General features: G+C 65.4%; 18 protein-coding genes. 12 read left to right on the plus strand and 6 right to left on the minus strand.

The genetic code is table 11. The annotated features are described in order from the left end of the window. Positions 1-527: 527 nt before the first annotated feature. Positions 528-1,184 carry a sugar phosphate isomerase/epimerase family protein gene (locus C442_RS10505; RefSeq protein ID WP_008310261.1) on the minus strand — a complete coding sequence of 219 codons (657 nt, stop codon included), beginning with the start codon at positions 1,182-1,184 and terminating at the stop codon, positions 528-530. A gap of 94 nt (positions 1,185-1,278) precedes the next feature. On the opposite strand from C442_RS10505, the gene C442_RS10510 reads away from it, so the two are divergent. The 7 genes from C442_RS10510 (at position 1,279) to C442_RS10540 (ending at position 10,676) form a co-directional block, all read left to right on the plus strand. Next, entirely contained in the window at positions 1,279-1,668 is a 390-nt protein-coding gene (locus C442_RS10510) for a DUF5658 family protein (RefSeq protein WP_085947227.1), read from the plus strand. Between the two features lie 64 nt (positions 1,669-1,732). Continuing rightward, complete coding sequence (locus C442_RS10515; RefSeq protein WP_008310263.1) at positions 1,733-2,857, plus strand: thiamine ABC transporter substrate-binding protein; 1,125 nt, start codon at positions 1,733-1,735, stop codon at positions 2,855-2,857. Positions 2,858-2,869: 12 nt separating this feature from the next. Further along, complete coding sequence (locus tag C442_RS10520; RefSeq protein ID WP_008310264.1) at positions 2,870-4,741, plus strand: ABC transporter permease; 1,872 nt, start codon at positions 2,870-2,872, stop codon at positions 4,739-4,741. Then, positions 4,722-5,879, plus strand: a complete 1,158-nt coding sequence (locus tag C442_RS10525) for an ABC transporter ATP-binding protein (RefSeq protein ID WP_008310265.1) — start codon at positions 4,722-4,724, stop codon at positions 5,877-5,879. The genes C442_RS10520 and C442_RS10525 overlap by 20 nt, the downstream gene beginning before the upstream one ends. Positions 5,880-6,084: 205 nt before the next feature. Continuing rightward, positions 6,085-7,560 (plus strand): arginine/ornithine antiporter ArcD, encoded by a 1,476-nt coding sequence (arcD, locus tag C442_RS10530; protein ID WP_008310266.1) that lies wholly within the window; start codon positions 6,085-6,087, stop codon positions 7,558-7,560. Between the two features lie 113 nt (positions 7,561-7,673). Next, positions 7,674-9,494: an L-aspartate oxidase gene (locus C442_RS10535; protein WP_008310267.1), complete on the plus strand. Its 1,821-nt coding sequence runs from the start codon at positions 7,674-7,676 to the stop codon at positions 9,492-9,494. 54 nt (positions 9,495-9,548) lie between these two features. Continuing rightward, entirely contained in the window at positions 9,549-10,676 is a 1,128-nt protein-coding gene (locus C442_RS10540; protein WP_008310268.1) for a CapA family protein, read from the plus strand. Positions 10,677-10,715: 39 nt separating this feature from the next. Here the strand turns inward: C442_RS10540 and C442_RS10545 are convergent, their stop codons facing one another. Continuing rightward, on the minus strand, positions 10,716-11,435 hold the full coding sequence (locus C442_RS10545) for a DICT sensory domain-containing protein (RefSeq protein WP_008310269.1): 720 nt from the start codon (positions 11,433-11,435) through the stop codon (positions 10,716-10,718). Positions 11,436-11,445: 10 nt separating this feature from the next. Then, positions 11,446-11,826 (minus strand): DUF7344 domain-containing protein, encoded by a 381-nt coding sequence (locus C442_RS10550; protein WP_008310271.1) that lies wholly within the window; start codon positions 11,824-11,826, stop codon positions 11,446-11,448. A 97-nt stretch (positions 11,827-11,923) separates the two neighbouring features. On the opposite strand from C442_RS10550, the gene C442_RS10555 reads away from it, so the two are divergent. Then, the gene (locus tag C442_RS10555) at positions 11,924-12,535 is read left to right on the plus strand and encodes a translation initiation factor IF-2 subunit beta (protein WP_008310273.1); all 612 of its coding nucleotides are present in this window, start codon (positions 11,924-11,926) and stop codon (positions 12,533-12,535) included. A 36-nt stretch (positions 12,536-12,571) separates the two neighbouring features. Here C442_RS10555 and cysK read toward each other — a convergent pair whose 3' ends face one another. Continuing rightward, the gene (gene cysK, locus C442_RS10560; protein ID WP_008310275.1) at positions 12,572-13,498 is read right to left on the minus strand and encodes a cysteine synthase A; all 927 of its coding nucleotides are present in this window, start codon (positions 13,496-13,498) and stop codon (positions 12,572-12,574) included. Between the two features lie 119 nt (positions 13,499-13,617). Between cysK and C442_RS22895 the strand changes: the two genes are divergently transcribed. Next, complete coding sequence (locus tag C442_RS22895; RefSeq protein WP_008310277.1) at positions 13,618-13,743, plus strand: hypothetical protein; 126 nt, start codon at positions 13,618-13,620, stop codon at positions 13,741-13,743. Between the two features lie 8 nt (positions 13,744-13,751). On the opposite strand, the gene C442_RS10565 is transcribed toward C442_RS22895, so the two are convergent. Together C442_RS10565 and C442_RS10570 are read right to left on the minus strand one after the other, a co-directional pair. Next, positions 13,752-14,453, minus strand: coding sequence for an SOS response-associated peptidase (locus C442_RS10565; protein WP_008310278.1), 702 nt, complete (start codon positions 14,451-14,453; stop codon positions 13,752-13,754). Positions 14,454-14,487: 34 nt separating this feature from the next. Continuing rightward, a complete protein-coding gene (locus C442_RS10570) occupies positions 14,488-16,137 on the minus strand; it encodes a thiamine pyrophosphate-binding protein (protein ID WP_008310280.1) in 1,650 nt (549 codons plus the stop codon). Between the two features lie 161 nt (positions 16,138-16,298). Here C442_RS10570 and C442_RS10575 point away from each other — a divergent pair, with 161 nt between their 5' ends. The 3 genes from C442_RS10575 to C442_RS10585 all read left to right on the plus strand — a co-directional run bounded on the left by C442_RS10575 (position 16,299) and on the right by C442_RS10585 (position 19,817). Continuing rightward, entirely contained in the window at positions 16,299-16,685 is a 387-nt protein-coding gene (locus tag C442_RS10575; protein ID WP_008310282.1) for a hypothetical protein, read from the plus strand. A 62-nt stretch (positions 16,686-16,747) separates the two neighbouring features. Then, positions 16,748-18,028 (plus strand): ornithine cyclodeaminase, encoded by a 1,281-nt coding sequence (locus tag C442_RS10580; protein WP_008310284.1) that lies wholly within the window; start codon positions 16,748-16,750, stop codon positions 18,026-18,028. A 298-nt stretch (positions 18,029-18,326) separates the two neighbouring features. Beyond that, positions 18,327-19,817 carry an ATPase domain-containing protein gene (locus tag C442_RS10585; protein WP_049942940.1) on the plus strand — a complete coding sequence of 497 codons (1,491 nt, stop codon included), beginning with the start codon at positions 18,327-18,329 and terminating at the stop codon, positions 19,815-19,817. Positions 19,818-19,819: the final 2 nt, after the last annotated feature.

The following is a 19,819-nucleotide window of genomic DNA, read 5'->3' on the forward strand; positions in this document are numbered from 1 at the left end:
GCAGTGACGACTGCAGAGAGCCAGAAAGCCCTCGCGTTCTCAGCTTTGGCTCGCGGCTCCGCCGCTCGCCGAGACGAGGGACCGCCGGTCCCTCGCGACCCGCGGCTCGTTGCGCTCCAGTGGGTGCTTACTTCGCCGGGGTTCGCTGAGAACGCGACCCCTTTCAGTCCCACCCAGCATCGCTTTCCCAACCGGCTCGGGTGGGATTGAAAGGGGCGGCTGGCTGAACGACGTTCGCAAGAGCGAAGCTCTTGCGCAGCCCATCAGAAATCTTTGATTTCTGAGGACGGCGGACGACGCAAGCACTGCAACGAACGTAGTGAGTGAAGCGCGCAGCGAGGTCGTTCGAGAGAGCTTTGCTCTCTCGTGATGACGAAAGACGCGACGCGTCTTTCGAACCACCCCCGAGTTCAGCCAGGACGAGAGCTTCGCTCTCGCGGGCAATCGGACGCTGCGCGTCCGATGACAGCCGGGGCTTTCTGGCTGTTCGTAACTTCTATTCACTCACTAAACACTGCCTTTTGATCTCAGTCGAGCCACTCCAGCACACGCCGACGGGCGTCGGCCTGGTCGTCGGGCATGACCTCAAGCACGACGTCGCCGTCGAACTCCGAAGCCAAAATTTCGGCCGTTCGTTCGAGGGGTATCTCCCCGTTGCCGAAGGGGAGGCCGTCGTTCAAGAGCGTTCCGTCGGTGAAGTGAACGACCTGAATCTGGTCGCCATAGCTTTTCAGGAGGTCCGAGAGTGACTCCAGATACGCTGGCTCGGACATGAACAGGTGGGCCGTATCGAGCACCAGGTCGTGGCCGCGGTCGAGCAGGAGGTTGGCGAGCGAGAACTGGCTCGCGCCGGGGTTGTTCTCGTAGCCGCAGGGGGCGGCGAAGTCGTAGCTGTCCAGCAGGGTGGTGTGCGTGTGCTGGGCGTACTGGCTGTGGACCACCAGATAAGCGTCGAGTCGCTCGGCCAGCGCGTCGCTCCGGCGGAACGGTTCCGGATCGTCCGGGCGAGCGTGAAGCGTGTGGACCGACGCCGCCGAGACGGGTGACTGTTTGACCATCGCCGCTGTAGCCCCGACATCGTCGAGGTCCGACGGCCGGAGGTGGAGTTCCACGCTGTCGAAGCCCCGGTCGGCCGCGGCGTCGAGCTTGGCTATGGTCGGCGGGCACTTGCCGACGAGATTCATTGGAGGGAGATTCCACGACGGCAAAAATAAAACAGTCCCTTCGTCGACACGGCTGGCCCGAGTATTCATGCTGTTTCCGTCCAATATGTCGGTGATGCCCGGCAAAGAGAGCGCAGAGACAGACGAGAGTGGGGTGACGCTCTGGTGGGAACACCACCTGTCGCACACACATGCAGTACTCTGGACCGTCATCCTCGTCGCAACAGTCGGGGACATCCTCCTGACGATGACCGGGCTCACGGTCGGACTGCAGGAGGGGAACGTCGTCGTCCGCAGGATGCTCGCGGAGTTCGGACTGGCGGGCTTCTGGCTGGTGAAGTTCGGGGCGATGCTGTGGCTGGTCGCGGGGTGGCGACTGCTCTCCGAGCGCAACGCGACGGTGTTTCTCGCCCTGTTCGCCGTGGTGACGCTCGCGGTCGTCGCCTACAACTCAGTCACCATCCTGCAGTACCGTGGGGTAATAACGACTGCTGCGGTGCTTTGAGACGCTGAGACGTTAGGATTCTGGAACACCGGGGTTAAGTACCACTGGGTGTGACCACGGAGTAATGGATAGACGGTCTTTCCTGACAGCGGCCGGCGCGACGGTGTCCGTCTCGTTTGCCGGCTGTGCGGGGCTGGGCGGTAGCGACGAGTCGAGCACCGAGGCATCGAGTACGGACGAGTCAACCGCGACCGGGACGAGTACCGGCGACGCCGGCGATGTAGAGGAAACGCTCGTCGTCGGGACCTACAGCGCCTTCGTCGACTCGCCGTCGACGAGTCCGGGCGCGTGGGTGAAACAGCGCTTCGAAGAGGAGTTCGACGCCCGCCTGATCTGGCAGACGCCGAGCAACGAGGTCAACCACTACATCGAACGCCGGAACGCCGGCGTCGACATCGAGGCCGACATGTACCTCGGGCTGAACACGGATCACCTCGTCCGGATCGACGAGAACCTCGACGACGGGCTGTTCGCCGACGTCGGCGACGTGGCCGGGCAGGACGACATCAAGCCGGGACTGCAGTTCGACCCCGACGGCCGGGCGATCCCCTACGACACCGGCTACATCAGCCTGGTGTTCGACGGCACGGAGACCACCGCGCCGGAGACTTTCGACGGCCTGCTGGCCGAGGAACACGCCGGCGACCTCATCACGCAGAACCCAGCCAGTTCGGCCACCGGACGGGCGTTCCTGCTGCACACGGTCAAGGAGTTCGGCCCCGACAGCTATCTGGACTACTGGAGCGACCTGCAGGACAACGACGTTCGGGTGCTTGGCTCCTGGAGCGACGCCTACAGCGCGTGGTCGGGCGGCGAAGCGCCGATGGTCGTCTCCTACTCCACCGACCAGGTGTTCGCCGACCAGAACGACGCGAACATGGAAGAACACCAGATCCGCTTCCTGAACGACCAGGGCTACGCTAACCCGGAGGGAATGGCGGTGTTCGACGGGGCGGATACCCCCGACCTCGCCCGGGAGTTCATGGGCTTCCTCCTGCGCCCGGAAATCCAGGGCGAGATCGCCGTCCGAAACGTCCAGTTCCCGGCGACCGAGTCCGCCGAACTCCCCGAGGACTACGCCGAACTGGCACAGGAGCCCCCGGAGCCGGTCACCTTCGGCTACGACGAGCTCAAGGGCTCCGTCTCGGGCTGGATCTCAGACTGGGAACGGCAGTTCGCCTCGAACTGACGACGACGGACTGTGGCCCGAGATTTCAGCGACGGTGCAGATGGTGTCGACAGTGGTAGTGGCGACAGTGAGGAGTCAACGGAGACAGCGAGCAGTCCGTCCCGGGAGCGAGGCCGGACCGTCCGCAACACTGTCGAGCGTCGGGCAATCGTCGGGTTCGCGGTCGCAACTATCGCCCTCTTGCTCGGCATCTTCTACTACCCGGTGGCGACAGTCTTTATCGACAGTGTCCTCGTCGACGGCCGCTGGACGGGCCGGGTGTTCGCCTCGATACTTCGGGACCCGTTCTACCTCGGTGAGCCGGCGCGGTTGCTCGTCGGCGAACCAGTGGGAGCCGTCATCGAAAGCATCCGCTCACCGGACCGGCGGCTGGGCGTCATCGGCTTCACGGCGTACCAGGCGGCGCTGTCGACGGTAGCCAGCGTCGCCCTCGGCCTGCCGGCGGCGTATCTGCTGGCCCGCTACGAGTTCCCGGGCCGGCGGACGCTCCGATCGCTGACGATTCTCCCCTTCGTCCTCCCGTCGATAATGGTCGGGGTCGGCTTCGTCGCCACGTTCGGCCGGAACGGGACGCTAAACGCCGTGCTCGGCGCGCTCGGTCTGGGACAGGTGAACCTCCTGTTCACGCTGGAGGCCGTCGTCATCGCTCACGCGTTCTACAACGCCCCGCTCGTCGCCCGAGTGACCACCGCCGCCTGGGAGTCCGTCGACGCCAGCGCGGTCGAGACGGCGCGGAGCCTCGGCGCGAGTCCCTTCCGGGCGTTCCGTGACGTGGTCGCTCCGCAACTGTACCCGTCGGTGCTGATGGGCGCGGCGCTGACCTTCGTGTTCACCTTCAGCACGTTCCCCATCGTCCTCGCGCTGGGCGGGTTCCAGTTGGCGACCGTCGAGGTGTTCGTCTACCGGCTCATCCGAGACCTGGAGTACGCCGAGGCGGCCGCCCTCGCGCTGATTGAACTCGGCATCTCGCTTGGGCTGCTGTACGCGTATCTCCGGTACGAGGCCAAGCACACCGTCCGGTCGCGGGGGATTCGCCCGCTCCCGCGCCGACCCCTGACGCCCCCGTCGTTCTCGGTCCGTGAACTGCTCCCTCGGCTGGGGCTCACCGTCTACGCCGTCGTCGCGCTGGCGGTGTTCGTCGCGCCGATAGCGAGCATGATCCTCGCCAGCCTCAGCGGGCCGGAGGGCCTGACGCTGGCGAACTATCGGTTCCTCGTCGACCGCCAGACGACCGGCGCGTCGTTCCAGGTCCAGCCGTGGGACGCCGTCCGGAACTCGCTGCTGTTCGGCGTCGCCTCGCTCGCCGTCGCGCTACCGATGGGCGTCGTCGTGGCCGTCCTCACGACGCGGGACTACCGCGGCCGGAAGCTCATCGACGCCGTCGCGATGGCCCCACTCGCCGTGTCGGGTATCGTTGTCGGCCTCGGCCTGCTCCGGGGCCTCGTTTTCGGTGTCGAGGTCGGCGGCTCGCGAATCGCCGTCGGCGGCGGCCTCGCCATCATCGCCGCCCACGCCGTCGCCGGCTACCCGTTCGTCGTCCGGACGGTCGCGCCCGGCCTCGAAGGTATCGACCACACGCTGGTCGAGTCCGCCCGCGCACTCGGCGCGCCGCGAGCCAGAGCGCTCGTGGACATCGAACTGCCGCTGGTGTGGCCGGCCGTCATCGCCGGGGCCGCCTTCGCCTTCGCTATCTCTATCGGGGAGTTCTCGGCGACGATTGTACTCGCCTCCGGAACGAACCAGTTCACGATGCCCATCGCCATCGAGCGGTTCATCGGCCGCCGGCTCGGCCCCGCGACGGCGATGGGCGTCGTCCTGCTCGTGGTCACCAGCGCGAGCTTCCTGCTCATCGACCGGCTTGGGGGTGACGACGTTGGGTTCTAAGGAGCCGCCCCCGGACGGAGCTGACTCGGACCACGCCGCCCCGACGGCCGTCGAACTCGCCGGCGTCACCAGACGCTACGGCGAGACGACTGCCGTCGATGACCTTTCGCTCTCCGTTCGGGAGGGCGAGTTCTTCACGCTGGTCGGCCCCTCCGGCTGCGGGAAGACGACGACACTCCGGCTCATCGCCGGCTTCGAGGAGCCGACGCAGGGCGAAGTCCGGTTCAACGGTGAATCCGTCACCGGCGTCCCGCCGGAGGACCGCGACGTGGGCGTCGTCTTCCAGAACTACGCGCTGTTTCCGCACATGACCGTCGGGGAGAACGTCGCCTACGGGCTCTCGTTCACCGACCCGCCCGGCGGCGGCAGCGACGAGGAGCGGGTGCGAGAACTGCTGGAACTGGTCGCCCTCGGTGATATGATGGACAGAGACCCCGACACGCTCTCTGGCGGCCAGCAGCAGCGGGTGGCGATGGCCCGCGCACTGGCCCCTGGCCCCGACGTACTCCTGCTCGACGAGCCGATGAGCGCCCTCGATGCGAAGCTCCGGGAACGCCTCCGGGTGCAGGTCCGCGAGATTCAGCAGGAACTGGGCATTACGACGATTTACGTCACCCACGACCAGGAGGAGGCGCTGGCGGTGTCCGACCGCGTGGCGGTCATGCGCGACGGGACGCCGGAACAGGTCGCACCGCCGCGGACCATCTACCGTGAGCCGGCGACAGAGTTCGTCGCCACCTTCGTCGGCGACAACAACGTTCTCAGCGGTGAGGTGACGGCAGTTCGGTCGACCGACAGGGTTGACGATTCCAGCGACGAGAGTGGACGATCCATCGCGGACGTGACGGTCGACAGTACGACGCTCTCAGTGGCCCTGGATGGTGACAGCGGCCCGGAGGCCGCTGTCTCGGCCGGGGACCGGCTCACGTTCTGTGTGCGACCGGAGCGGCTTACCCTCGGTGCCGACCGGAACGCGCTGACGGCGACCGTCACGAGCGCGGAGTTCCTCGGGGAGACGACGCGCGTTCACCTCGACTGGGAGGGCCGAGAACTCCTGTTACGAGCCGAAGACCCGCCGACGGGCACGGTGACAGTCGGCTTCGACCCGGCGGACGCACACACTGTCGACAGACAGTAGTAAGCTACCAATCCTCACGCCCACGCCGGAATGGAGCCTGTTTTAACCCACCTGTGGTTATCGCCGATATAAATATGACACGCGGGGCCGTCGCAGGTGGTCGGCAGAGGCGTATCGGAGCGTGTCGACAGGGCTGGCGGGAACACCCAGCTTCAAACCAAAGCCATGTCGGAGTCCGGCCGGCTAGGCGCGACGGGGTGCAGTGATGGTCGAGTTCGAACCCCGACTGTTCGACGATATCGACCCGGCTGAGCGGCCGTCGCTGGGTGCCGCTCTCGTGCCGATCGCGGGGATGATCGTGTTCCTCAGTGTGGGCCTCATTGCCTTCGACTTGGACCCACAGTTCCCGCTGTTCTGGGGGATCGCCTTCACCGGCCTGTTCGCACGGTATCACCTCGGGCTGTCGTGGGCGGAGCTGTACGACGGGATCGCCAGTAGCCTACTCATGGGCATGAAAGTGATTCTCATCATGTTCACCGTCTATGCGCTCATCGCGTCGTGGATTCAGGCGGGCACGATTCCCAGCCTGATGTACTTCGGTCTGGAGCTGTTCACGCCGACGGTGTTTCTCCCTGTAGCGGCTATTCTCTCTGCCATAATCTCCTTCGCCGTCGGCTCGTCTTGGACGACGGCCGGGACGCTCGGGGTGGCGCTCATCGGTATCGGTTCGGGACTGGGTATTTCCGAGCCGATGACCGCCGGCGCTATCCTCAGCGGGGCCTACACGGGGGACAAGCAGTCCCCGCTCTCGGATACGACGAATCTGGCCGCCGCAGTGACAGATACCGACCTGTACGAGCACATCAACGCGATGCGGGCCGGCACGCTCGTGGCGTTCACCATTGCCGTCCTCCTGTACGCCGGCCTCGGACTGCGGGCCGCTGGGGCCATTCCTGTGGACCGCGTTGCGTCTATCCAGGCGGCAATCGAGAGCACGTACGTCGTCTCGCCGCTCGTATTTTTGCCAATCGTTGTGACTTTCGGGCTTGCGCTGCGTGGCATCCCCGCACTGCCGACGCTCGGTACGGGCGTGTTCGCTGGCGTCGCGACCTCGATGCTCGTGCAGGGAACCGGATTCGGTGCCGCCTGGTCGGCAGCACAGTCCGGGACAGCCCCGGAGACGGGCATGGAGCTCGTGAACGGACTCTTAGAGAGCGGGGGGCTGACCGGCGGGGCCTGGATCGTGACGATTGCGATCGCCGCGCTCGCGCTGGGCGGCCTGCTCGAACGTGCTGGCGTGCTCGCGGTCCTCTCTCACCATCTCGGGCGACTCTGTCACAACGTCGCGAGCCTCACAGGCGTGACCGCTGTTTCCGCTGTTTCGATGAATATTCTCGCAGCAGAGCAGTACGTGAGTATCGTAGTCCCGGGGATGACGCTCGGCAATCTGTACAACGAACAGGGGCTTGAGAGTCAGAACCTCTCCCGGGCCATCGAAGCGTCCGGAACGACGACAAGTGCGCTCATCCCGTGGAGTAGCGGCGGGCTGTTCATGGCCGGGACACTCGGCGTCCCGACGCTGGAATACGCGCCGTACTACTTCTTCGGCTTTCTCTCGCCGCTCGTGCTCCTGTTCATGGGGGTCACTGGCTGGCAGATCGTCTATGCGGATCGAACCGACAGCGAAGACACGGGCGTGCAGTCCAGTGGTGCCGGGTCGGTGACAGCGGGCGAGGACTGATTCGCCTGACACTACCGACAGTGGCGGCTAATCATGCCTAGTAGCGGCTAATCATATCTTCTAGTTCGCGTGTGCGCGAAGGCCTCATAAGCCTACAGCACCTACGTTAAACGATGACACCACAGAAGCCATCCGCTGACGGCGAGCAGGCGGCCGACGGTCGGGCGACCGATGCAGGTCCGGCGGTCGACTACGAGACGGTGTCGGTACCAGTGCTGGTCGTCGGCGCTGGCGCTGCCGGGGCGCGGGTCGCTATCGGACTCGCCGAGAACGGTGTCGAACCGCTGGTCATCGGCAAGCGGGACCACGGCGATGCGCACACGACCTGGGCGGCCGGCGGCATCAACGCCTCGCTGGGGTCGCTCGACCCGGAGGACGACTGGACCATCCACGCGGCAGACACGCTGGACGAGGGCCATTTCATCAACGACCCGAAAGCGGTCGAGCTGACGACCAAGCACATGCCCGACCGCATCCGGGAACTCGACGACTGGGGCATGCCCTTCGACCGGACCGAAGACGGCAAAATCAATCAGCGATACTTCGGCGCGCAGTCGTTCCGCCGGACCTGCTTCGTCGGCGACCGCACGGGCGAGGCGATGCTCGACACGCTCGTCGACAGGGCCCAGTCGCTCGAAATCCCCTACCGCGACAACGTGATGATCACGCGCCTGCTCTCGGATGGCGATCATGTCTACGGGGCGGCCGGCTACGACATGGAGAGCGGCGAGTTCATCCTCTTCGAGTCGGACCACGTCGTCCTAGCGGCGGGTGGGTCCTCCGCGCTGTACAACCGCCACTCCTCGCGTGACGAGGAGAACAACGGCGACGGTCCGGCGCTGGCGCTCGATGCCGGCGCGTCGCTGATGGACATGGAGTTCGTCCAGTTCCACCCGACGGGGATGGTCGGCGACCGCTACGGCGAGGACTGGGACGGCCGCCTCGTCACCGAAGCGGTCCGGGGCGAGGGCGGTCGACTGCTCAACAAAGACGGCGAGCGGTTCATGGAGGAGTACTCGCCTGACCAGATGGAACTCGACGCGCGGGACGTGGTGGCCCGCGCCATCGCTCAGGAACTGCGTGAGGGCCGCGGGACGGAGAACGGCGGCGTCTATCTGGACATCTCGCACCGCGACGACGACTACATCAAATCGCGGCTCCCGCGGATGTACGAGCGGTTCATGGATCTCGGCGTCGACATCACGGAAAAGCCGATGGAAATCGCGCCGACCGCCCACTACTCGATGGGGGGCGTCGATATCGACTTCGAGACCGGCGAAACCGGCGTTGGTGGGCTCTACGCCGTCGGCGAGACGGTGGCAGGCGTCCACGGCGCGAACCGCCTGGGCGGGAACTCGCTCGCGGAGACGGTCGCCATCGGCGCGCTCGTCGGCGACCACGTCGCGGCGCAGGTGACAGACGACCGCGACGCCGCCCTGCCGGCTGGCCAGCGTGCCATCGCCGAGCGCGAGTTCCGGTCGCTGCAAGAACTGGAGGCGACGGACGGCGACGAAACACCAGAAGAGCTACTCGCGGACCTCGGCGACCTGCTGTGGGACCACGCCGGCATCCTCCGTAACGGCGAATCACTGTCGGACGGGCTCGCCGCGCTCGATGTCCTCCGTGAGCGGACGGGGAACATCGGCATCGATGGCGACCGGACCAGCCTGTCGTTCGAACTCGCCGTCGACCTGTTCTTCAGCCTCACGGTCGCCGAAGCTCTGCTGTTGAGCGCGCGCAAGCGCGACGAGTCCCGCGGCGCGCACTACCGCACCGACGCGGCCGACGTGGACCCAGACTGGCGGCGGAACATCCTCGTGGACCGCGGCGACACCGGGCTCGAACTGACGACCCGCGGCGTGGCCGAGCCGAGCGAGGCCGTCAGCGAGGCGGTCGACGTCGGCTACGAACTCGACTACCACCATCTGGAGTGAGGCCGACTCCCGGGGACCGAAATTCAAGGCGGTCCCCGTGTAACTGTCCCCATCGTGGCTCCGACCCGCCGAACCGTCCTCGCCAGCGGTGGCCCCGCCCTCGGGAGTCTCACCGCTCTCTCGGGCTGTCTTGGTGCTGCTGGCGACGCGGAGGTGGCGTGTCCGCCGTCGGTCCCGACGGACGCGTCGGTGCGCATCGGGTTCGTCGGCGACGTGATGCTGGGCCGGAGCGTCGACGAACGCTGGCGCGATGCCCCCGACGGACCGACGGCCGTCTGGGGGTCGATGCTCGACGAACTCCAGTCACTCGACGGGCTGGTGGCGAACCTCGAATGCTGTCTCTCGGACCGCGGCGAACCGCGGCCCGGCCGTACGTTCCACTTCCGAGCGAGCCCGAGATGGGCCGTGGCCGCGCTGGACCGCGCCGGCGTCTCCTGTGCCGGACTGGCGAACAACCACCTGCTCGATTTCGGACCGGCGGCGCTCACGGACACGCCGGCGCATCTCGCCGACGGTGGCATCGCCTCGGCCGGCGCTGGGGAGAGTCGAGACGCCGCATTCGAACCGGCGGTCATCGACGTCGGTGGACTCTCTATCGCCGTCGTCGCCGTCACCGACCAGTCGCCGAGTTACGCCGCCGACGGCGACAGCCCCGGCACGGCCTACGCGCCGCTGGACCCGAACCACCCGCTGACGCGCCGCCGCGTCGGGGGTGCGCTGGCGGCGGCCCGCGACGCCAACCCGGACCTGCTCGTCGTCACCGCCCACTGGGGGCCGAACTGGGTGACAGAGCCAAGCAAGACACAGCAAGCGTTCGCCCGCTGGCTCGTAGACAACGGTGCCGACGTGGTCCACGGCCACAGCGCCCACGTCGTCCAGGGCATCGAGATGTACCGCGGTCGCCCCATCATGTACGACACCGGCAACTTCGTCGACGACTACGCAGTTAAGGACGGCTACCGCAACGACCGGAGCGTCCTGTTCGAACTCCATATCGTGGACGGCCGGCTGGCCGCGCTCGAACTCACGCCGGTCGAGAACGCGTACACGCAGGTCGGACGTGCCGACGAAGCGGTGGCTGAGTGGCTTCGTGAGACACTCCGGGAGCGCTCTCGGCCCTTCGGAACGACTATCGAGCGTGACGGCCTCGGGCTTCGGGTTCCGCTGTCATGTCCGGCATAGCATCCGCTGGGTGTTTCCGGGCCGACTCGTGGTCAGTTGCTACTCGTCGACAGCCACAACCGCCGTCATGATTTCGTCGACCAGCCGTGGGTTGTACGTCCAGAGACCACGAAACGGTCCGTCCTCGGTTTCTTCGGCGACGAGTGCACACTTGTTCTGGTCGTCGCCGGCGGCGTCGAACGCCAGCAGCCACACCTGTTCGAGGGCGGTGTCTGTGAGCGGATGGAACGAGATTCCGGGAATCGCCGGTGGCTCCCAGTCGTCTCGTCCGTAAACGTGGATGTCGAGTTCCGTGTCGCTGGCGAGCGTCTGGTATCGGGCGCGCTGAGAGCGGAAGATCGACAGCGACTGGAAGCTCACTCGAAGCGTTCCCTCCCCGACGCGGTAGGCCCTGTCCTCGAACTCGTGCGACGTTGCGAGCAACTGTGCCGGCGTGAGCGATGCGAGGAGCGTGTTCGCGAGCGCCGAGCGGAGAAGCTGTCGACCCGGATCACTGTCAGGCGCTTCGCTGTCGCCGATACCGGCCGTCGGATCGCACAGAAACGCCTGCAGCGCGGTGAGCGGGACTGCCTCGGCGAACACACCGTCCCGACGGATGACGGCAAACGCGTTCCGGTGTCCGGTCGGGAGTTTCTGCCAGGTGGCATCGATCCCCTGAGTTGCCAGACGCTCGCCCACAGTCTTCGTTGCGGGCGGACCGTACACAGTTATCTCCACGTCCGAGTCCTCGAAGCGTCGGAGGAGGGTACGAACTGTCATCGGCCCACGATCAGTCCTCGTGGTCTGTCTCGGCGGTATCCAGATCGGTTATCGTCGCCAGAACCTCGGCCGTGGATGGCGACAGCGATGCCAGCGTCGCGGTCCGCTGGGCAGCGTCGTAGCTAATAACGCCAGCGTCATCGAGAACAGGGAGGTGGCGGTGGTGGAGCGACGTGCGGGTATCATCCCAGTTGCAGGCGTCGGTGTCTCGAGCACGCGCGCTGGACCAGCCCACGACCACGTCAGTGAGTTCCGCGATTGAGGCCGAGTCGTGTTCGGTGAGGTAAGTGTATATCATCCGCCGGGGCTCGGCTGCCAGCGTCCGTAATAGCGTATCGAGTCGCTTGGACGAGAGTCCCGGCGTCTCCACAGGCTGTTCGTGCTGATCCATGTCAATCAATTATCCACTCTCAGTATTAATATCATTGGCCGATAGGAGATTACAGATGTGACGGAATCCATTTACGTGCCAGCACCGTCTAAGATGTATGAACTACGAGTCCGCCCTACAGCGAGCGTACGACGTACTACCAGACCAGCCCCGGGAAGCCGGTGAACGGCTCTCGATTCCCGACCCCGAGGGCCAGACCGACGGTGCGTTCACACGCCTGACGAACTTAGAGGCAATCGCCGACGCAGTCTCGCGGGACGCCCAGCATCTCCACCGAGCCATCCAGCGCGAGTTCGGGACCAACGGTCAGTTCGACGGCGGCGAAGCCCGCTACAACGGCTCGTTCGACACTGCTGATTTCGAGGCCGCCATCGACGCGTACGTCGCCGAGTACGTCACCTGTTCCGAGTGTGGCCTGCCCGACACCGTCCTCAAGAACGAGGACGGCGTCGACATGCTGCGCTGTCAGGCCTGTGGTGCGTTCCGCCCGGTCGCCAAGGGCGCGAGTTCGAACACGCAGCAGGACCGACCCACGCTCGAAGAAGGCGAGACCTACGAGGTCAAGATCACCGGCACCGGCCGCGAGGGCGACGGTGTCGCCGAGAAAGGGAAGTACACCATCTTCGTCTCCGGAGCGCGCGAAGGGCAGGTCGTCGAGGCCTACATAGAGAGCATCAGCGGCACGCTAGCGTTCGGTCGCGTCGCCTGAGGGCTGTTTTCCCCGCCGCCCGGCTACGTTTCTCGCTTATTCCCACAGGTCCGTCGAGAGGTATCGTTCGCCGGTGTCCGGCAGGACGACGACCACCGTCTCGTCGGGGTTCTCGGTAGCGTACTCCGCGGCCGCGTGCAGCGCCGCACCCGAGGAGATACCGACCATGATGCCCTCCTCGCTGGCGAGTCGGTGGGTCGCGTCGATAGATTCCGTCTTGCTCGCAGTCCGCACCTCGTCGACGAGGTCACGTCGGAGGATATCCGGAACGAATCCGGGACCGATACCCTGGATGTCGTGGCTGTCCGGGTCATCCGCCGAGAGCAGTTTGGACTGTTCAGGCTCGACGGCGACCGAGGTGAGGTCCGCGCCGACCTCCTCTTCGATGTACTCCGAGATGCCGGTGATCGTGCCGCCGGTCCCGACACCGGCAACGACGGCGTCTACGTCGCCGTCGGTATCGGCCCATATCTCCGGACCCGTCGTCTCGCGGTGGGCGCGCGGGTTCGCCTCGTTCTCGAACTGCCGGGCGCGGACAGTTCCCGGCGCATCCGCGAGTTCGTTCGCGCGCTCGATTGCGCCGCTCATGCCGCCGTCGGCCGGCGTGAGTTCGAGGTCCGCGCCGAGCCCCGACAGCAACTGCCGGCGCTCCTCGCTCATCGATTCGGGCATCGTCAGCACGCAGTCGTACCCCCGTGCGGCACAGACGGCGGCCAGCCCGATGCCGGTGTTGCCGCTGGTCGCTTCGACGACCGTCCCGTCGTCGGGGAGGTCACCGGACTCGGCGGCCGCCTCGACCATGTACAGCGCGATGCGGTCCTTGACGGAGTAAGGATTAGCCGCTTCGACCTTGCCGAGCAGATTGTCCGCGAAGCTGTCGAGACAGACCAGCGGCGTGTCGCCGATGAGCTCAGTCACACTGGACGCGACAGTACCGTCGTCTCGCTGGGCGTACGACTGCATACACCGGGAGAAGGAGATTAGCCCCCGTAACGACGCACCCAGAATATTGTGGGACGAATACATTCACTCGGTTCCGAGTCTCCAGAAGCTTATGTTGCCTCCACACGAGCGTTCCAGTAATGCCCGAGATTACCGTCTCTGAGGGCCTGTACCGTCAGCTATCCGCCGCCGAAAACCAGGTCGAAGAAGAGACGCTCTGGAAGATGTTGCACCAGTTCAAGCGCCAGAACACGCCGAGCGAGTAACGCCGTCGCTATCCGACCGGTTCGATGAGTTCCGGCGAGTCGTTAGCGGGACTGTTGACGGCCGTCGAAACCGGATAGGTCTGCATCGGCCCGTCGTACGGGTCGAGCAGTGCAGTCACGTCGCCGACGCTCCCGCGCAGCCACGTCGACTCCTCCGACGGATCGAGGATGACAGCCATCCGGTGATGGAGGTCGGCGACGGCGTCGTTCGGTTCGGTCGTCACAATCGTGAACGACTCGACGATATCGTCTTCTCCGCCCGAATCGCCGCCGCTCCCGCCGAACTCCCCCAGCCCGGTCTGTCGCTGTGGCGGCACCCACCGCTCGTACAGCCCCGCCATCGCGAACAGGTCGTCGTCCGGCAGCGCCACGCGATACGGTTGCTTGCCGTCGCTCGTTTCGACCCACTCGTAGAACCCATCAGCCGGGACGAGACAGCGCCGGGACTCGTATGCCTCGGCGAACGAGCGTTTCTCGGCCAGGGTCTCGGCGCGGGCGTTGATGTGCCTGTGGTCCGTGCGGTTGTCAGCCCAGGACGGAATCAGCCCCCACTCCATCCGCTGGATTGTGCCGGACGACTCGGCAGTGATGACCGGCAGGTCCTGACTCGGGGCGGCGTTGTATCGCGACCCGTAGTCGAAGGAAAACTCGGCGTCGAACCGCGCCTCGATGTCTTCGCGGGGGGAAAACAAACTGTAGCGGCCACACATGGGCTACTTTTGTCGTCGCCGGTGGATAAATCCACTACTCGCGCATCCACTCACTCGCCTGCGGTTCCGTCGGGTCGGTCCTGACCTCGACGAGCGTCGGCGCGTCCGTCTGCACCGCCTCGCGAACCGCCGTGCGGATTTCGGACGCCGTGTCGGCTTGCACGGCTTCCATCCCCATTCCGGCAGCGACAGTTCCGAAGTCAATCGGCGTCGTGTCCCATCCGTACGCCTGGTGGTCGAGGTCGTAACTCCGGCCGGCCTCCTCGCTGATAATCGCGTAATCGTCGTTGTTGAGGACGACGACGGTGATCGGGAGGTCCTCGGCGACCGCAGTATGGAGCTCGTGCACGCACATCATGAGGCCGCCATCACCAGTCAGCGCAACGACGGGTGTGTCCGAGTTCGCTAGCTGTGCCCCAATCGCCGACGGCAGTCCGGTTCCCATCGTCGCCCACGACCCGGGGTTGACGTAGCTGCGCGGTCCGTACGCCTCGAACGTGTTCAGCGCCCAGACGCGGAACCCCCCGGCGTCGACGGCCGTGATGGCATCCGAAGGGACTGCGTCCCGGAGGATTTGCAGCACACGGACGGAGGTGAGCGGTGGTTCCGAATCCACGAGCGGTTCGATACGACGCGCAGTGGCATCGCGGACAGCCTGTGCGCGTTCGGTTCCGGCCGTCTTCGTGGCAGGAGCGGTATCGGCCGCCGCGATTTTGTTCTCGATCGCCGTCATCGCGTCCGCGGCATCTGCGAGGATGCCGACAGTCGGGTCATAGCCCGTGCCGAGGTCGTCGGCGTCAATCGTGACGTGAACGAGCGTCTCAGGGAGTTCGACGGACCACCCGCGTGTCCCGTGTGCGTCGAGGTCGGAGCCGACGGCGAGTACGGCATCGGAGTCGGCGAGACAGTCCAGTAGTTCTGGGCTTGCACTCCCGCTCAGGACACCGGCACTGAGGTCGTGGTCCTCCGGGAGCACGCCCTTGCCTTTGTACGTCGTCACGACGGGCGCGTCAAGTCGCTCGGCGAGGCTTCGGAGCGCCGCCGTCCCACCCGACGCTCGCACACCACCGCCTGCCATGATAACTGGCATCTCGGCCGCGAGCAGGTGCTCGGCGGCTTCCGCAACCGCCTGCTCCGGGACGGTGCTGGTGGACGGTGTCGCAGGTGTGCTTGCACCGGCGAGTGGCACGTCCATCTGCAAGTAATTCTTGGGGAGCCCGACTCTGACTGGCCCCTTCGGCGGTGTCTGGGCGACCTGTACCGCCCGGTCGATCGTCGCCGCCGTCGTCTCGGGGTTTTTCAGTAGTATGTTCTCTTTGACGACGTTGTCGTAGGTGTCCGGCGGGGTTTCGTGAATCGCATCGCCGCCCCGGAGCGCCGGCTCGGTTTCGATAGCGAAGTGCACCAGCGGCGTGCAGTCGTTCAGCGCGTTTTTCAGGCCGTTCATCGCGTTCATGTCGCCCGGGCCGGGGACGACAACAGTGCTCGCTATCTGCCCGCTCGTCTCTGCATAGCCCCAGGCCTGATGTGAGACCGCAGTTTCGTGTCGTGCCACGACGAAACGGATGTCGTCTCGCTTGCCGATGGCCTCGTTCAGCGGGAGGGACTGCTTCCCCGGGATTCCGAAGACGGTATCGATGCCGTTCGCGACGAGACGGTCTACCACCGCCAGACTAACGCGCATACTGATTCCTCACTCCGGAGACAATTCACTCTCATGACTTTAGTTCGCCACCGGTCATGCTAGACCGCGTCGGATCGACGCCACAGACACAGGGGAGGTTATACTACCGAGCCCTGCATGGCCCGCGAATTTAAATCCGAAAGCGCCCAACTACGTGACAGATGACCACGGACCCCTCGTTCAGCATCCCCGCACACCCACAGCGGCGCTTTCCCCACGGGAGTGGGGTTGAATACGAGGGCGGGACGGAGTTCCGACTTGTCCCGGAACAGGAGCGGGCGACGCCGGAACTCGCCGAGACAGTCGTCGACATCCTCGAGGCCGGACCGTACCGCTACGGTGATTTCCACGACCTGCCGATGCCGCTGTGGCTGGTCCGCGACGAGGAGACGACCGACGTGTTCCGCGTCGCCGTCCGCGACGGGACGGTCCGACTGCACGTCCTGCCGACCACGGAGTCCGACGGGCTACAGCGGTTCTTCGAGCGGCTGCGTGCGGCCAGCGAGGGAGAGTCGTGGGCCGTGCAACGACACGTTGACGGGCGGTAGCCGGGCCGCCGGGGTAGCACAGACCCAAAACCGTCTTACACACCTGTCTCCATGTCTTGGCCATGACCGTCTCTCGCGAAGTCGAGCTAGAGGGCCACATCATCGACTCCGGGATGATGCAGTCCTGTTTCGGCATCATCATGGACCTTGGCGGCTCCTTCTCCGTTCAGGAGTTCGATATCGGCCGCCACAAAGACGAGGAGTCCTACGCCCGGATGCTCGTCGAGGCCGACGACGAGGACCAGTTGCAGTCGATCGTCCACGAACTCCACCAGCACGGCGTCAACCCCTCGGACCCGAAAGACGCCACGCTCGTCCCCGCGCCCGACGACCAGGTCGTCCCGCACGGCTTCTACTCGACGACGAACCACCCGACGTTCATCCGCCACAACGGCGAGTGGATCGAAGTCGAGGACATGGAGATGGACTGCGCCGTGGTCGTCGAAGACGGCGAAGCGCACCGCGCCTCGGAACAGTCGAACGGTGACGACGAGGAACCGAGAGACTACCCCCGAGCTTACACCAAGGTCCTGAACGCTATCGAGGAGGGCGACATGGTCGTCACCGACGAAACCGGCATCAAGGTCCAGCCGCCGGAGCGGCCCCGCGATTCGGGCGGCGCGTTCGGCTTCATGCAGGGCGGCGTCTCCTCCGAGCGGCCGTCGGAGTCGACCATCCGCAAGATCGCGAACGCCATCAAAGAGACGAAAAAGGAGGGTGGCAAAGTGATGGCGGTCTGTGGGCCAGCCCTCATCCACTCCGGGGCGCGCGAGGACCTCGCTCGCCTCGTCCGGGAGGGCTACGTCGATATGCTCTCGGCCGGCAACGGCTTCGCTGTCCACGACATCGAGCGGGACATCTACGGCACCTCGCTGGGGATGGACACAGAGAGCCTTGACCATCCCCGCCACGGCCACAAGCACCACATCTACGCCATCAGCGAGGTCATCCGCGAAGGCGGCATCGAGGAGGCCGTCGACTCCGGCACCATCGAGTCCGGCGTGATGTACGAGTGCATCGAAAACGACCGGCCGTTCGTTCTCGCGGGCTCTATCCGCGACGACGGCCCGCTCCCGGACACCATCACCGACGCCGTTGAGGCCCAGAACGCCATTCGGGAGCAGGCCCACGAGGCCGACATGGTGTTGATGCTCTCGACGCTGCTGCACTCGGTCGCCGTCGGGAACTGTCTCCCCTCGACGACGCGGGTCGTCTGCGTCGACATCAACCCCGCGACGGTGACCCAACTCCTCGACCGCGGCTCCGCACAGGCGGTCGGGATGGTCACCGACATCGGCACGTTTGTCCCGATTCTGGCCGAGCAGTTGCTCGACGAGGAGTAGGACGACCACGAGCAGCGCGAGTGGTCGCTTTTTCGCCCACGTTTTTTACCGAGTGGTGTGCGACCACTGGGAGCACACCCGGCGGTAAAAAAGGTGGATTGCGGACGTTTGTCCCGATTCTGGCCGAGCAGTTGCTCGACGAGGAGTAGGACGACCACGAGCGGCGCGAGGGGTCGCTTTTTCGCCCACGTTAGTCGAAAGAGCGAGGAGACGCGAATCGGTGTTTCGTGGACTGTCTTCGGTTGTCACGCCCGTGTTCTCGCGAGATGCTTATTACCCGCCATCCGATACTCTCTCTATGCCCTCTCCTTCGCGGCAGTTCACGCGCCTTTCCAGCGGTATCTCCGGTCTTGATTCGCTTCTCAGAGGCGGGCTTGTGGAAGGGCGGCTGTATCTCGTTATCGGGCCGCCCGGAACCGGCAAAACACTGCTTGGCACGCAGTTTCTCGAAGCAGGGCTCGAAGCGGGCGACGACGTGCTGTTTATTCACGCCGAAGAATCGGCTGCCGATTTGCTGGCGAACACTGCCGAACTCGGCATCGATATCGCCGACGCGACGTTTCTGGATGTCGGCCCCGATTCGGAGTTTTTCATGGAGGCCGAGTCGTACGACGTGGTCAAGCCCCGAGACGTCGAGGACGGCCACCTGATTTCGGATATCCGCGAGACAATCGAGCGGGTGGACCCGGACCGCGTCCTCATCGATCCGATCACACACTTTCAGTATCTCGAACCGACCGAGTACCAGTTTCGCAAGCGCATCATCTCCTTCGCGCGCTTTTTGCAAGACAGGGAGACGACCGTGCTGGCGACCAAGACGCCGAGCAATCAGATGGACAGCCAACTCAGGTCGCTCAGCGACGGCATCATCTCGCTCAGTTACGGCGACGAGAAGGCGGGTCGGCGTATTCGACTGCGCAAGCATCGCGGCATCGGCCAACAGGACGGCTCACACGGGATGGAAATCCGCGAGTCCGGTGTCGAAGTGTATCCGGCGCTCGAACCGGAACAGCGGACGCGGTCGTTCGACCCAACGCAGTTCTCCGCCGGGGTTCCGGGACTGGACTCGCTCCTCGATGGCGGACTCGAACGCGGGACAGTGACGATTATCAGTGGTCCGTCCGGCGTCGGCAAGTCGACGACGGCGACTGAGTTCCTGGCCTCCGCAGCGGCAGACGGGTCCCCGGCGCTCGCCTACCTGTTCGACGAATCCATCGAGACGTTCACCTACCGCTGTGAGACGTTCGGGATGCCGCTCTCGCAGTTGCGTGACGAGGGGACACTCCACATCGAGGAGGTCGAGTCGCTGGCGCTGTCCCCCGAGGAGTTCGCGAACCGCGTGAAGACCCAGGCCGCGGAGCGCGGGGCCGAACTCGTCGTCATCGACGGCATCGCGGGCTACAAGAACGCGATCAAACACGGGCAAGACGACGTGGAACTGCGCCGACGGCTCCACGCCCTGACACAGCATCTCACGCGTGGGAACGTCGCCGTCGTCCTGATCGACCAGCGCAGAGACGTGACGGGCCTGCACGAGCCGACGAGCGAGAACGTCAGCTACCTCGCGGACAACATCGTCTTCGAGAACTATATCGAGGTCGAGGGAGAACTCCAGCGCGTCATCGGTGCGCTGAAAAAGCGCGTCGGCGGGTTCGAGACGGTCCCTCGGCGGTTCGAGATAACCGCCGACGGCCTACAGGTCGGCGACCCCGTCTCGGGGATGCACGGCGTGTTCGAGGGCGTCCCTGAACAGCATGGAGATAGCAGCGGGCGGTCGCCCACTCGCTAACC

Source organism: Haloarcula amylolytica JCM 13557 (assembly GCF_000336615.1).
Lineage (GTDB): Archaea > Halobacteriota > Halobacteria > Halobacteriales > Haloarculaceae > Haloarcula > Haloarcula amylolytica.